At 48.9% G+C, this 14961-nt stretch carries 12 protein-coding genes; all 12 read right to left on the bottom strand.

The genetic code is table 11. From position 1 onward, the window contains the following. Positions 1 to 112: 112 nt before the first annotated feature. Complete coding sequence (locus tag DMN77_RS02330; RefSeq protein ID WP_179013349.1) at positions 113 to 1105, bottom strand: polysaccharide deacetylase family protein; 993 nt, start codon at positions 1103 to 1105, stop codon at positions 113 to 115. A gap of 620 nt (positions 1106 to 1725) precedes the next feature. Continuing rightward, entirely contained in the window at positions 1726 to 3522 is a 1797-nt protein-coding gene (locus DMN77_RS02325) for an ABC transporter ATP-binding protein (RefSeq protein WP_179013348.1), read from the bottom strand. After that, complete coding sequence (locus tag DMN77_RS02320) at positions 3519 to 5264, bottom strand: ABC transporter ATP-binding protein (protein WP_179013346.1); 1746 nt, start codon at positions 5262 to 5264, stop codon at positions 3519 to 3521. The genes DMN77_RS02325 and DMN77_RS02320 overlap by 4 nt, the downstream gene beginning before the upstream one ends. Positions 5265 to 5442: 178 nt before the next feature. Then, positions 5443 to 7545 carry a polyribonucleotide nucleotidyltransferase gene (gene pnp, locus DMN77_RS02315; RefSeq protein WP_179013344.1) on the bottom strand — a complete coding sequence of 701 codons (2103 nt, stop codon included), beginning with the start codon at positions 7543 to 7545 and terminating at the stop codon, positions 5443 to 5445. Between the two features lie 272 nt (positions 7546 to 7817). Further along, positions 7818 to 8087, bottom strand: coding sequence for a 30S ribosomal protein S15 (gene rpsO, locus DMN77_RS02310; RefSeq protein WP_068780757.1), 270 nt, complete (start codon positions 8085 to 8087; stop codon positions 7818 to 7820). A 162-nt stretch (positions 8088 to 8249) separates the two neighbouring features. Continuing rightward, positions 8250 to 9197 (bottom strand): bifunctional riboflavin kinase/FAD synthetase, encoded by a 948-nt coding sequence (locus tag DMN77_RS02305; RefSeq protein ID WP_179013342.1) that lies wholly within the window; start codon positions 9195 to 9197, stop codon positions 8250 to 8252. Between the two features lie 96 nt (positions 9198 to 9293). Beyond that, entirely contained in the window at positions 9294 to 10217 is a 924-nt protein-coding gene (gene truB / locus DMN77_RS02300; RefSeq protein ID WP_068780755.1) for a tRNA pseudouridine(55) synthase TruB, read from the bottom strand. Then, positions 10214 to 11191 carry a DHH family phosphoesterase gene (locus DMN77_RS02295; RefSeq protein WP_179013341.1) on the bottom strand — a complete coding sequence of 326 codons (978 nt, stop codon included), beginning with the start codon at positions 11189 to 11191 and terminating at the stop codon, positions 10214 to 10216. Before DMN77_RS02295 ends, truB begins: the two co-directional genes overlap by 4 nt. 59 nt (positions 11192 to 11250) lie before the next feature. Then, positions 11251 to 11604, bottom strand: a complete 354-nt coding sequence (rbfA, locus tag DMN77_RS02290; RefSeq protein WP_068780753.1) for a 30S ribosome-binding factor RbfA — start codon at positions 11602 to 11604, stop codon at positions 11251 to 11253. A gap of 15 nt (positions 11605 to 11619) precedes the next feature. Next, positions 11620 to 14262, bottom strand: coding sequence for a translation initiation factor IF-2 (gene infB / locus DMN77_RS02285; protein WP_179013339.1), 2643 nt, complete (start codon positions 14260 to 14262; stop codon positions 11620 to 11622). After that, on the bottom strand, positions 14255 to 14578 hold the full coding sequence (locus tag DMN77_RS02280) for a L7Ae/L30e/S12e/Gadd45 family ribosomal protein (protein ID WP_068780751.1): 324 nt from the start codon (positions 14576 to 14578) through the stop codon (positions 14255 to 14257). The genes infB and DMN77_RS02280 overlap by 8 nt, the downstream gene beginning before the upstream one ends. Further along, complete coding sequence (gene rnpM / locus DMN77_RS02275) at positions 14571 to 14888, bottom strand: RNase P modulator RnpM (protein WP_068780750.1); 318 nt, start codon at positions 14886 to 14888, stop codon at positions 14571 to 14573. Before rnpM ends, DMN77_RS02280 begins: the two co-directional genes overlap by 8 nt. Positions 14889 to 14961: the final 73 nt, after the last annotated feature.

Genomic DNA, 14961 nt, shown 5'->3' with positions numbered 1-14961 from the left:
CTCCTAAAGGTTTTGCCCCGCAAAACTTGTTTCGTGAACCATCATTTAAACGGATAGCTTGACCAGCAACCCGCGAATTGATAAATGCAATCCTATCCTATCAAAAAAAAGGCTACCGCTCAACTCCAGGCGTATCGATTCGTTCTGAGGACAAGGTCTCTGCCACCGTGCCCAGCTTGATCCCCTTGCGCTCAATCACCTGAATCATCCCTTTTAGGGCATCTCGTGAGGATGCGGTGGGATGCATCAGAATCAACGATCCGGGCTCCACCTTTTGAGCGATTTTTTGTATAATTGTACTTGCTGCAGGCTTCTGCCAATCAACCGTATCTACGGTCCATAATACCGTTTTTAGTCCTTGCTCAGCCGCCAGATCGACCGTTCTCTGATTGTAATCCCCGGACGGCGGTGCGAACCAGCGATTCTCTACCCCTAACTTCTCCTTCAGCAGATCCTTCGTCTTCGATATTTCCAGCCGGGCCCGGCTATCGTCCAGTTGACTCATGTTCGGATGGGAATAAGCATGATTCTCAAGCTGATGCCCTCTTTTTTGAATTTCCAACGCCAGATCGGTATTCTTCTTCAGCCAGCTTCCATCAAAGAAAAAGGTTGCTTTCACATTAGCTTCATCGAGCGTGTCCAGCATTGGAATAATATACTCGTTGCCCCAGGCCACATTAATCATAAATGCAGCCATCGGCTTGTTGGGATTACCGCGAAAGATCGGCACCGCCCCCAGATCATCCAGGCTGACCTTCGGCTTCAGCTCGCGATAGACGAACTCAAGCTTCTGGCCGGGACCTGCTGCTTTAGCCTTTTCATAGGTCTTATCTATATCTACCTCACGACCATTGTATCCGGGAACAGCTTTCCATACCCGGTCATTGACTGCATCGATAGGCTCGATTCTCCGTTTATCTGCCTCGGCGCGTATTTGCGCCAGCAAGGGATCATCCTCTTTCTGCTCCCCAAGTAAACCGAGCACAAGCTTATTGCCCTTCTCAGGGTCTCCGCCTGCTACAAATTTGTGAATTCCGGCAAACTGACCCAGCATCATCACGAGCAAGGTTGTTGCTACGATAACCACCAGTTTTTTTCGACTCATGACAGACTCACCCCTTCAGCGGGTTTTGTCCTAATCTTATGAAGACAAGTCCCGGAATATGCGAAATAAGCACAGTTTGGAAATAATCCTGTCCTTTTCAGAAAACTTATGTTATAATTACATTCGTTGAGTAAATTTAACCTCGTAAGTTCCTCTAAGTTTTCTAATTAACCCATCTAGAAGTGAAGAAAATTCCTATTTGATAACCCTACAAAGTAAGAGTTTCTAGTTTACGGAACGTTTGAAATTTTCTGATTCACGCTGGAGCGGTCTTCGGAGCCGCAAGGACGAAAGAGAGGCAGGGCTTTTGTTGTTTTAGAAGTAATGTACCGATTGATGAACTTCACAAATACGGAACCGTGTACAGCATTTTTTCTATTGTGCTGTCAGAGGTTAAATTTATAAGAGTCGCTTTATTCATAGTTCATGTTCAAAAGTTCGCTTTTCAGCACCAAAAGGGCTGGATCAAGCCAAGGGCTGAGGCGTTTAGTCTGGTATGTTTTCGTAGAAAGCGATCTCGGATGCATACCTTTTGAACAACTCTAATAGCGCATAATACACAAGTACCCGGCGATTCTAATCGCCGGGTACGTCCAATTTATAGCTTAAATTTATCTTCTTTATATCGAGCTCAATTCCACCTTTTTAACGATTTCCGCCCGATCCGAATCCGCAGATTCACCTTGCCACAGCAGGCGCATTTCTTCACAGGAGGCTAACAGGTCCTGCAAAGTACCTTCAGCTTCGATTTGCCCTTCTTTCATAACTATTATATGATCCGCCCTACTTAACGCTGCGCGCCGGTGCGATACGGCAATACAGGTTACATCCGTTTCCTGGAACAGTCCTTCCCATACCTTCTGCTCGGTCTCTACATCTAGCGCGCTAGAGAGATCATCAAATATACACAAGTCCGAATCTGTCATCAGCATCCTGGCTGTCGCTGCCCGTTGAATCTGCCCGCCAGACAACATAACTCCACGTGGACCTACATAAGTATCCAGTCCGTCATCAAGATCGGCTATATCTTTGTCCATGACGGACAGGCGGATCGCCCGTTCCAGAGTTTGCTCATCCGGTCCACCCTGCACGATATTCTCCTTCAATGTATCACTGAACAGACGAGGCCCCTGTGGAGTGTAGGCTGCTCTTGGAGGGATCAGGAACTCGGCGGTGTGCACCTCCTGGCCATTCCACAGAATCTCTCCTTCTTCTTTAGGCAGAAGCCCTAGCAGCGTCCGTACCAACGTTGATTTACCCGAGCCGATCCGACCGGTAATTACGAGGAATTGTCCCCGCTCAAGCCGCAGATTCACTTGCGATATCCCGCTGTCCGATTCCGGGTAATGGTAGGACAAGTTATTCACCTCAAGACTTCGCAGACGCTCCTCCGGCTTTTTCTGACGTACCGGCAGCTCCGGAGGCTCACTGTTCAGATAAGTCTCTCTCGCTTCGATAATTCGATCCTCTTCACCTGGCCTGAACAAATTACGCATTCTATCAAAAGATACTTTTAGACGTTTATGCTGATATACCATATAGCCAAATAACGAAATACTGAAGCCAATATTGGTAAGATAGGTCGTATATAAGGCGAAATCCCCTACTGTAAACCGCCCCGCCTTCATCTCTGCCGCACACATGAGCAAGATCAACCCTGTGCATATGCTTAGCACATGCTGGTTCAGCGATCTCATCCACTGCTTGAACAAATTGTCCTTCAGCGCCGCCTGACGCCGCTCCTCATTAAGCTCAGTAAACTTGCGATGCACATGCTCCTCGGCCTGGCCAAGCTTGAGCGCCTGCACCGCCCCAAAAGTCTCAGCAATGAAGCTCGTAATGCGTCCGGTTGCCTCACGGTTCATCTGGCCGTATTTGCGCGCTTTATTGCCAGACAGATTGTTCAGCAAGGTGACGATAAGCAGAGGGAGAATCGCAACCAGTGTGATCTTCCAGTTAATATTGGCCATAATGATAATGGATGCGGCGGCAAATATCAGCCGGCCCCAGAAATCAACCCAGGACTCCACATATTCGACCACCTCATTTACATCATCCCGAAAACGGCTCATAGCCTCCCCGGGAGTCGCAGGCAGGTTCCGACCCGGCCAGCGCATAATTCCCGCCAGCATATTTGTACGCAAAATTGCTTGAATATGAAAAATATAAGTTACCCATTGATAGAAAGCGGTGAAGAAGGTTCCCACACGCAGAAATCTGACCACCGCCAGGAAGATCAGTGGCGTGGCAAGCCACAAATAATTATCGCTCCCCATCGTCGCACGGTCAAAAAACCACTGCATTCCGAGTCCAAACAGGAGCGGTAAAGAGTGAAATACTCCCCACAGCAATCCATTTAAAATAAACAGGACTGGCTTATATCGGAATAGGCGGCTGATAAAGCCTGTAATATTCATGCCAATTCCTCCTCTCGGCCGGTTGCCAGCAATCTGGCGTAGTGCGAATCCGGACGGTCAGCCAGCTCCTTCCGATCACCGAACTCCAGGATCTGCCCATCACCGAGCACTAGGATCTTGTCAACCTGCTCCAACGTAGCCAGGCGGTGTGCGATAACGACTCCGGTGCAATGCTCCATCAGCGAGTCCACAGCGATCTGAAGCATCGATTCCGTAGCTGCGTCCAATCTTGACGACGGCTCATCCAGAACGACGAGACTCGGCTCGGTTAGAAATACACGTGTCAAGGCGAACAGCTGGGCTTCTCCGGCTGACAAGGAAGAGCCTCCCGAGGAGAGATGAGTATCCAGTCCATCCGGCAAAGCTTCAATCCATGTACTCAGCCCAAGGCGTCCCGTCGTCTCCAGTATTTGTTCATCCGTTACCTCTGTATTAAACAGCGTTAGATTGTCACGCAGCGTCCCGTCGAATAGCTGTACGTCCTGAGTAACCATTCCTACACGCTGATAGAGCGAAGGCAGATCCAGCTTCGTAATATCGATGCCTCCGATTCGGATTACCCCTTGATTGATGTTATAGAGTCGTAGCAGAACACGGCTAAGACTCGATTTGCCACTCCCCGTACGACCAATAATCCCCAGTCTCTCCCCGGCTTCAACCCGGAACGACAGATTGTTCAAGACGGGCTTATCCTCGCTATAATGGAACGAGACCGCTTCAAATTCCAGACTTAGAGCACATTCAGGCAATAACGCCTGATCCCCGCCAATAATCTCGCTGCGGCTTGACAGCAGTTCTCTGGAGCGGAGCATACCCGATTTCGCCTTTTGGAACTCCTGCACCTGATCGCCAAGCATCTCAATCGGATCATTCAGCATCTGTGTATATTGATAGATGAGGAACAGCATGCCAAGCGATATTCTCCCCGTTAAATAATAATGAACGCCAAGCAGCAGCACTGCAGTTACGGCAAGCGCAAACAGGACGACCGTCGTGTTCCAGGGAATGATTCGCAGTATCCATGCCCTTCGTCCCGTTATCGCTACCGAGCGCATCGCGCGGTAGAAGCGATTCATCACATAAGGCACATGCCCGTTGGCCTGCACATCCTCGATCCCGGCGATTCGCTCCTCGATCAGACCAAATAGAGCCGCACTCGCTTCCCGCTCTTTCTTGGACGACTGTACACCCAAATTGCGGATGATGACCATGAACAGAATCGCAAGCAGGGTGAACAAGGTCATTACGCCAGCGATTAGCGCGTTAACATTATACATATATCCTAGGATTCCGGCCAGCAGTACAAAGCTCCCGATAACTTGAACAATGAACATAGCAAAAAAATTTGAGATCCCCGTTACATCGCCATCAACTCGCTCGATCATTTCTCCTGGGGTCTTCAGATTATGGAACCGCATATCCAGCTTCAGACAGTGTCTGAGCAAATCGCCACGCAGCTTGTTCGTTGACCTCCAGGCGACATCATTGCCTATGTAGCTTACGGCTACTGTAATTAACTGATTGCTTACAGCCACCACGAGAAAAGCGCCCGCAAGCACCAGCAGGCTGGATACGAGACCGTCCGCAGCGGCTGTATCGATAAAGCGTGCCACAATCTGCGGATGAATAAGCTGCAAAGCTGTTGAGGCAAGCAGCATGACAAGCAGAAGCGCCAGCTTCCCCCTGACCGGCTTCAAATAGGTTAAGAGCCAGGTCATTGATAATTTCTCTTTTGTAGCCATCTCGCCCCTCCCATTCTTGGCAACCCTAATTGCGATGGCAGAATATTTATTAATTATGGCATGAATTCAACCGCAGATTCAAAGTAAAAAACAAGTATAAATAAATGAGCACGCAAAAAAGAGCCAGAATAATCATTCTGCCTCTTTTCCCGTAACGGTATCTGTTCAAAGTTAGAGCTTAAGAGTGTGATTTTTCCTCCGCGGTTAATACCGCTTTACGGGAAAGGTTAACACGTCCCTGTTGATCAATCTCGGTTACTTTAACAGTAATTGTGTCCCCGATCGCAATGACATCCTCTACTTTTGCAACACGTTCCGTTGAAAGCTGGGAGATGTGCACTAATCCGTCCTTACCCGGCAGGATTTCAACGAAGGCGCCGAATTTCTCAATCCGTTTAACCGTACCTACGTAAATCTCGCCAACGACAACTTCCTTAACGATGCCTTCGATAATTGAGCGTGCTTTGTTATTCATCTCTTCATCGGTTGAAGCGATGAAGACTCGTCCATCCTGCTCAATATCAATCTTAACGCCGGTTTCCTCAATGATCTTGTTAATGATCTTGCCACCAGCACCGATAACATCGCGGATTTTGTCCGGATTAATGTTCATGATTGTAATCTTAGGGGCATACGGAGACAAATGCTCCTTTGGAGCATGGATGCGTTCCTGCATTTTGCCCAGGATGAACATACGGCCTTCTTTTGCTTGCTCCAAGGCTTCGGACAAAATTTGACGATCGATTCCGTCGATCTTGATATCCATTTGAATCGCGGTTACGCCTTCTGCTGTACCTGCTACCTTGAAGTCCATATCGCCGAGATGATCTTCCATCCCTTGAATATCTGTTAGGATCGATACATGCTCTCCGTCCTTGATCAAACCCATAGCTACACCGGCAACAGGCGCTTTGATCGGAACACCAGCATCCATCATAGCCAGCGTGCTGGCACAGATGCTCGCTTGTGAAGTAGAGCCGTTCGATTCCAAAACTTCAGATACAAGGCGAATCGTGTAAGGGAATTCCGATTCTGGCGGAATAACCTTTGACAGCGCCCGTTCACCCAATGCGCCATGCCCAATTTCACGACGGCCTGGTGCGCGCAGAGGACGAGCCTCGCCCACACTAAATGGCGGGAAGTTGTAATGATGCATGAATCGCTTTGATTCCTCAAGGTCGATGCCGTCGAGGATTTGTACATCGCCCAATGCTCCAAGCGTACAAATGCTAAGCGCTTGCGTCTGACCACGAGTGAACAGACCAGAGCCATGGGTACGCGGCAGTAAATTGATGTCGCATTCGATCGGACGAATCTCATTTAATTTGCGTCCGTCCGGACGAACTTTATCGTGAGTGATTAAGCGGCGCACTTCTTCTTTGACGATGTCATGCAGCACTTCCTTCACATCATCCAATAACTCAGGAGATTCTATGTACTTCTCCTCAAAATAAGCGACCGTCTCATCATTGATCGCATCGATCGCATCCTGACGGGCATGCTTCTCCGCAATCTTAACCGCTGCAACCAAACGCTCGGAAGCAAAGGCGCGAACCTCGCTATTTACCTCAGCATTAACAGCGTGCAGCTTCACTTCCATTTTTTCTTTGCCTGCAGCAGCAACCAGCTCTTCAATAACGGCGATGATCTTCTTGATCTCATCATGTCCGAACATAATCGCTTCCAGCATCACTTCTTCCGGAACCTCATTAGCTTCGGCTTCAACCATCATGATTGCATCTTTGGTGCCGGAGACAACAACATAGATATCGCTTGCTTCTTGCTGAGCAATATTCGGGTTAATGACGAATTCGCCATTTACACGTCCTACAGCAACGCCGCCAATCGGTCCATTAAAAGGCACATCCGATATGCTCAGTGCGGCCGAAGTACCGATCATTGCAGCAATTTCAGGCTCACAGTCCTGGTCCACACTCATAACCAGATTCACGATCTGTACATCATTGCGGAACCCTTCTGGGAACAGCGGGCGGATCGGGCGGTCGGTCAACCGGCTTGCAAGAATGGCTTTCTCGCTAGGGCGTCCTTCGCGCTTGATAAAGCCGCCAGGAATTTTACCTACAGCGTACAACTTCTCTTCATAGTTCACGGTCAATGGGAAAAAATCCAGGTCCTTAGGTTCCGCAGATGCTGTAACAGTACACAGCACAGCTGTATCCCCATACCGGACCATTACCGCAGCGTTAGCCTGCTTGGCCAGACGCCCGGTCTCCAATGTAAGAGGTCTTCCTCCCAACTCCATCTTCACATGCTTTTCCATGAAATCCCTCCTTATTCACAAATAAAACTTCGTTACAAATCTCATTATTTCCTGCTTCTATCCGATTCATAAAGCAACAAAAATGATTATTGTTTGTTTTTCTCATTATAGCTAAAACAAAAGCTCCTCACGGAGCCCTTCATTAGCATATATGCGTCATTATTTCAGGAAACGGTACGTATTGTATTTCTTCGTAAAAAGCAACCCGGCTGCCGGCCATTCGCTGTAATAGCGCTCGGCGGCTACCAGGCTGCTTCTCAAACAAAGGAAAATTAACGGCGCAATCCGAGTCTTTCGATCAACGCGGAGTAACGTCTAACGTCTTTGTTCTTCAAGTAAGCCAACAGCTTGCGGCGTTGACCAACCATCTTCAGAAGACCACGACGAGAGTGATGATCCTTCTTATGGGAACGCAAGTGATCCGTCAAATTCACGATGTTCTCCGTGAGGATAGCAATTTGTACCTCTGGTGATCCGGTGTCGGATTCATGAGTTTTGTACTCTTCGATCAATTGTTGTTTACGCTCTTGAGTTAATGCCATCCTATCCACCTCCTTTACAAGAATCGCCATTAGCCTAGTAGTCGGACGGTGAGACCTGACAACCAAGCCAAGGTTGTATGTTGACATGCGGAAACTCCTGCATGAGCAACGTAAATCAGTATAACATAGATAAGAGATAAAAGTAAATGATGCTTGTTCGCATTATTCTGCCGAAGATAATATTTGCTTCGCCGTCTCGGCATCCTTGGTAATTTGCGCAATCAATTGCTCAATAGAACCGAATTTACGTTCCTCGCGAATAAAATCGATTAGCTCGACTGGTAGCGGTTTTCCGTACAGATCTCCACTGAAGTCTAGCAGATGAATTTCGATGGAGGGAACCGTCTCATTCTCATGGAAGGTCGGCTTGACTCCTACATTCATAACTCCATGCAGCACCTGAGCCTCGTAGCCAACCTTTACGGCATAAACTCCTTTTTTCGGTAAGACAAAATGCTCATCCATCTTCAAATTGGCCGTCGGGAAACCAATGGTCCGTCCGCGCTTTTCACCGTGCATAACGATTCCCGACAAGGAGTAAGGACGGCCTAATAACCGCCGCACTTGCTTCACATTGCCTTCTTGAAGATCAAGGCGGATGTTGGAGCTGCTTACTTTATCGCCTTCGATCAGAAAAGGAGGCACAATCGCGACATCAAGCTTGTAATCGCTCAGCTCGCGCAGCATTCCCGCATGGCCTTCACCACGGTATCCAAAATGAAAATCAAAGCCAACGACAGCGGTATGAATCTCAAGCGGCATCAGCATGCCGCTGACGAAGTTCTGCGGACTTACTCGCGAGAAGCTGTCATTGAATTCAACAATATATAAATAATCCACACCCATATCGCGGATAATCTTCTCTTTCTCCGCCGGTGGGGTCAGGTATCCTTCATAGTCACCTTTCTTCATGACTTCTTTCGGATGGGGATGAAACGTCATTACGCCGGAGGGGAGGCCCTGCTCAGCAGCAACCCGTAATGCAGATTTAATGACACTCGCATGACCTAGATGCAGTCCATCGAATTGTCCGATGGCAATGACCTGCTTTCTAGCACACCGTGCGATCACATCTTCAGTTAAAGGATAGGTCAAATATATCGTTTCCACTTGTCTCACCTGCAATTTCACTGATATAGAGATAGTTTGAAAAAAAGTCCACTTTTTGATCACGGAGCAGATTTAGAGGCTGAGCCTGCTCCAAGCCTAATTCGAATCGGGCAGAAATACTTTCACAGGGGTAATCGCCCCGGTCTCTTCCCCAATACGAAAAATGCCTAAAAACTGCTCGGCAGGACTGTATAGACGGATGACGTCCCCACGATTCGCTGAAGGCTTGATCGCATAAGGGGAGAGGCGTTGTCCTTGCAGGGCCGCCTGTACCTTCTCCTCTTGCACGATATGGGCCGGCAAATGCTGAACAGCCCGATCGATTGGCAACAGGCAAGACTGCAAGGTTCCAGCTTGAACTTGCTCAGCTACCTGTTCCAGCGTCAGGCAATGCTCATCCCGAATTCCGGCGGACATTGTGCGCTTGAGTCGAAGCATCGACGCTGGAATGCCTAGAGCCCGCCCGATGTCCACACAAAGCGTGCGGATATAGGTCCCCTTGGAGCACAGCACGCGAAATGACAGTTCCGGATATTCAAGATCCGCTTGATAGGAAATCAGCTCCAGCTCATGTATCGTCACTTCACGCGCCTTGCGATCTACGACCTTCCCCTCGCGGGCCAGCTCATAGAGTCGCTTCCCATCCTGCTTCACGGCCGAATACATCGGAGGAACCTGTGATATTGTACCGATGAATTGAGACAAGACGGCAGACACCTGTTCTTCATTTACAGCGGCATGCTCCCTACGTTCAATTACCGTTCCGGTCATATCCTCTGTATCAGTGGCAATGCCTAGCACGAGCGTGGCTTCATATTCCTTGGGCAATTCTTGCAAATACTCAACCATTCTAGTTGCTCTTCCGAGGCATAGCGGCAAGACTCCAGTCACCGCCGGATCAAGCGTCCCTGTATGGCCGATCCGCTTCATTTTTAAAATGCCGCGCGCTTTGGCAACAACATCGTGTGAGGTGAAGCCAACCGGCTTGGCGATAGGAAGAATTCCTTCATAGGGTATCATAGCTGTAATTTCACCTGCTCCACAACACGGGACACGATCTGTGCCAGATCCCCCTCGATCCGCGCTCCAGCCGCACGCACATGGCCGCCACCCCCAAAGCTTTGGGCAACCTTGGCCACATCTACCTTGCCCGCGGATCGAAGACTGACTTTCACGGCGCTTTCGTGAATCACCTTGAACAGCATCCCGACTTCGACCCCTTGAATATTGCGAGGGTAATTCACAATACCTTCAAGATCCTCATGTATCGCCCCGGTTTCTTTCATATCCCCGTCCTGGATCACTACCCAACTGATCTTGCCATCCTCCGTGATCTGCAGCTCGTTCAACGCTCTCGTCAAGAGCTTCAATTGAGGCAAAGTCATTTGTTCAAGCAGCAGCTCGGACAAGCCCGGACCATCCACCTTGTATTCAAGCAGATCTGAAGCAATCGCCATCACCTTCGGCGTCGTGTTGGAATATCTGAATCCTCCGGTATCGGTTAACATTCCGGTATAGATCGCCGTTGCAACCTCAAAGTTCAACGGAATCTCCATATATTTTAGTAAATCATATAAAATCTCCGCGGTCGCAGCCGCCTCAGGCACAATTAAATTGACGGCACCGTATGCATCATTGGTTGGATGATGATCAATATTCAAGATAAGGGCATCATCAGCGAACCATTCCGCAGTCCGACCAACTCGCTTAAAATCTGCGCAATCTACGCAGATGACATGGCTGAATTTGGTATCAAGCGGAGCCAACGAGAGATCTACAATCTGCTCAGCTTCCCATAAATAGCTCATACGGCGAGGAATCGGCCCCTCATTCGCCATTCTATAATTTTTGCCCAAACAAGAGAGAAGCCAGCCCACTGCTAACGTGGAACTGACTGCATCTCCATCCGGCTGAATATGCGCTACGACCAGGAAATCGTCATGCTCCATCAGGAATTGTTTTACCTGCTGGAACTCACGTTCTTTGGTTTGCATTGCCGTCTCCTTTAAGAGGTGAATCCAAAAGACTTACATCTTTTGAATCCACCTTGTTGTTAATTTTCGCCTTCATCCGAAATTTCATCGAGCAGCTTCTCGATACGGCTACCATAAGCAATTGACTCGTCGATCTTGAAGATCAGCTCAGGTGTATGGCGCAATCTGATTCGCTTACCGATTTCAGTCCGCAGGAAGCCGGTTGCTTTGTCGAGTGCTTTGAGCGTATCCTTCTTCTGTTCTTCATCGCCAAACACGCTTAAATACACTTTGGCTTGCGATAAATCATTGGTTACATCGACACCTGTGACTGTAACAAATCCAATGCGCGGATCCTTCAATTCGCGTTGGATCATCACGCTAAGTTCCTTCTTGATCTCTTCGCCTACCCGGCCGGTACGATTCTTGGCCATTGATGACACCTCACCTTACTTAGGTTCGACGGTTTCCATAATAAATGCTTCGATCACGTCGCCCTCTTTAACATCATGGTAATTGTCCAAGGTAATACCGCACTCATAACCTTGAGCCACTTCCTTAGCATCATCCTTGAAGCGTTTGAGGGAATCGATCTTGCCCTCGTACACCACGATGCCGTCGCGAATCAAGCGTGCTTCTGCGGAACGGGTAATCTTGCCGGAAGTAACCATACAACCTGCAATCGTTCCGACCTTGCTGACCTTGAACGTATTTCTTACTTCAGCATGCCCGATAACCGATTCTTTATAAACCGGATCCAGCATTCCCTTCATCGCTTGCTCAATCTCTTCGATGGCATTGTAGATGACGCGATGAAGCCTGATATCTACATTTTCTTGCTCGGCAGTCGCTTTAGTCTGACTATCCGGACGAACGTTAAAGCCGATAACAATCGCGTTCGATGCCGCTGCCAAAATAATATCCGATTCTGTAATCGCTCCGGCACCGCTATGAATAATCTTCACGCGTACGCCTTCAACCTCGATCTTCTCGAGCGACCCCTTAAGCGCCTCGACGGAACCTTGGACGTCCGCTTTGATAATAACGTTCAAATCCTTAATCTCGCCTTCCTTGATATGGCGGAATAGGTCATCAAGCGTAACGCGGGTATTGGCTCCAAGCGAGGATTGACGTTCAGTCGTCGCCCGTTTATCGGCAATCGAACGAGCCTTGCGCTCATCCTCAAACACCATGAACGGATCGCCAGCTTGCGGCACTTCATTCAGACCGGTAATTTCAACCGGTGTTGAAGGCCCTGCTTCCTTAATGCGGCGTCCCTTGTCATTCACCATGGCACGCACGCGGCCAAAGCAGTTGCCGGCTACAAAGGCATCGCCAACCTTAAATGTACCATGCTGCACGAGCACCCGTGCAACCGGTCCGCGATTCTTATCAAGCTCCGCCTCAATGACTGCTCCACGGGCGCGCTTGTTAGGATTTGCTTTATACTCGTTAACCTCTGCTACGAGAAGAATCATTTCGAGCAGATCCTCAAGACCCATTCTTTGCTTGGCTGATACGTTTACGAAGATCGTATCTCCGCCCCATTCCTCCGGAACAAGTTCGTATTCGGTCAATTCTTGCTTCACTTTATCTGGATTAGCTTCGGGTTTATCGATCTTATTGACAGCAACGATAATCGGCAGTCCGGCTGCCTTGGCGTGGTTGATCGCCTCAACGGTCTGCGGCATGACGCCGTCATCTGCAGCAACAACGATAATTGTAATGTCCGTCAATTGCGCACCCCGAGCACGCATCGCTGTAAACGCTTCGTGACCCGGTGTATCGAGGAATGAGATTTTCTTGCCGTTGATTTCAACTTGATATGCACCGATATGCTGAGTAATGCCGCCGGCTTCTCCACTGGATACATTCGTCGAGCGGATAGCATCAAGCAACGTCGTTTTACCGTGGTCAACGTGACCCATAATCGTAACGACTGGCGGACGTGCTTTCAAGTCTGCTTCATCATCAACTTCCTCTACCGTCTCGAAGCGATCATCCTCAACAGGGATCTTCACTTCTACTTCTACACCGAATTCACCGGCCAACAGCAGGATTGTATCGATATCAAGCTCCTGGTTGATTGCTGCCATGACGCCGAGCAGCATAAGCTTCTTAATAACTTCCGAAGCATCCTTATGCAGCAGCTTGGCCGCCTCACCAACGGTCATTGTGCCGCGCACAATGATCTTCTTCGGTGTATTATCAATCTTCTCGCGCGGAGGCTGTTGATTGCCGCCTCTGCCGCCTTTACCGCCTCTACCACCGCGGTTATTTCTGAATCCGCCCTGGCGATTATCATCAAAGCCTTTGGACTTATTGTTGTTATTCGTGAATTTGCCTTTTTTGGCACCTTGATTTTGTCCACTATTGCTGTTATTGCTACGGTCAGTGTTAAATGCCGGCTTCTCGCGGTCAAACTTCTTGCCTCCCTTATCAGAACTAGCCTGGGTTGAAGGTGTAGAACCGCTGCGAGTTTGCTGCGATGAATTGGGGCGTTGCTGTTGTCCGCCACCACCTTGCCCCTGAGGACGGCCTGATTGCTGGCCACGGTTCCCAGGTTGGTTTGAATTCTGTTGTGGACGTGAGCCGCCCTGTTGCGGACGTGAGCTCTGTTGCGGACGTGAGCCTTGCTGGCTCCCCCCGTTGGAACGTAGACTTCTATCTTGTGTCGCTGTATTGCTGCCTGTGGCAGATGGTCTATTGGAATTTGTTTTTGTATTCATGCTTACCTGCTTTTCTTGTTGATTTTTGTTGTTGCTTGTTCCTTGATTGGTTGACGCAGCGTGGGCCTGGTTCCCATGATGATCAGCACCACTCTTCGCTGGTTCTGGCTTGGCGTTGGCTGAAGCCGGCTTAGAAGAAGCCTCATTGCGCCCGCCTCCATCACGTTTGGCTGCTGCATTGCTCTTAATATCCTTGAAGAATTGCTCCACTTTTGTAACGGTGTCATTCTCCATAACGCTCATATGATTGTTAACTGGGATATTCAGGCGCTTAAGAATGGTTATAATTTCCTTGCTGCTCATATTAAGTGACTTCGCATATTCATAGACTCTGAGTTTATCTTTGTTTTCTTGTTTACTCAATATACTCCACCTCCGGCGTTTTCTCGATTTCTTCTCGAATCATATCGGCAAACCCTTGATCCGTCAGTGCTATTACGACCCGCTCTGGTTTTCCAATACTTGAACCGAGACGGATCCGATCCGGCCCGATGATCAAAGGGACTTTGTATGTGCCGCATTTATCGCGGAATTTCTTGTGGGTATTATTTGAAGCGTCCCCCGCAACGATAACCAGTTTGGCCTCTTTCGACCGAATGGCTTTCATTACGATCTCATCACCGGTCACCAACTTGCCAGCACGCATGGCCAGGCCAAGCCGGGACAACATTTTACTCATCGCTATCTGCCTCTTCCTGCTCCTGGCTGAGATGGAATTCATCCTCGATCGCCAGGAAATCATGGGCCAACTGTTCGTAGACCTCTGCTCCTACCGTAGCCTTCAAGGCCCGATCCAGCGCGCGGTTCTTATGGGCGAGCTTAAAGCAAGCAACCTGTCCGCAAAGATAAGCACCACGCCCCGACTTTTTGCCAGTCAAATCAATCGAAACCTCACCCTCTGGTGAACGAACGACGCGAATCAACGATTTTTTCGGCATCATTTGCTGGCAAGCTACGCATTTGCGCATTGGTATTTTTTTAGCTTTCATTTCAAGCCCCCCATACATACTCCCGGTTATGCCTATATCTCTTTAAAGAGGTTGTTCATGTTGCACTCATATA

The sequence above is a fragment of the Paenibacillus sp. 79R4 genome (assembly GCF_013393165.1).
Taxonomy (GTDB): Bacteria; Bacillota; Bacilli; order Paenibacillales; family Paenibacillaceae; genus Fontibacillus.
This window is presented reverse-complemented; position numbering and strand designations above follow the sequence as displayed.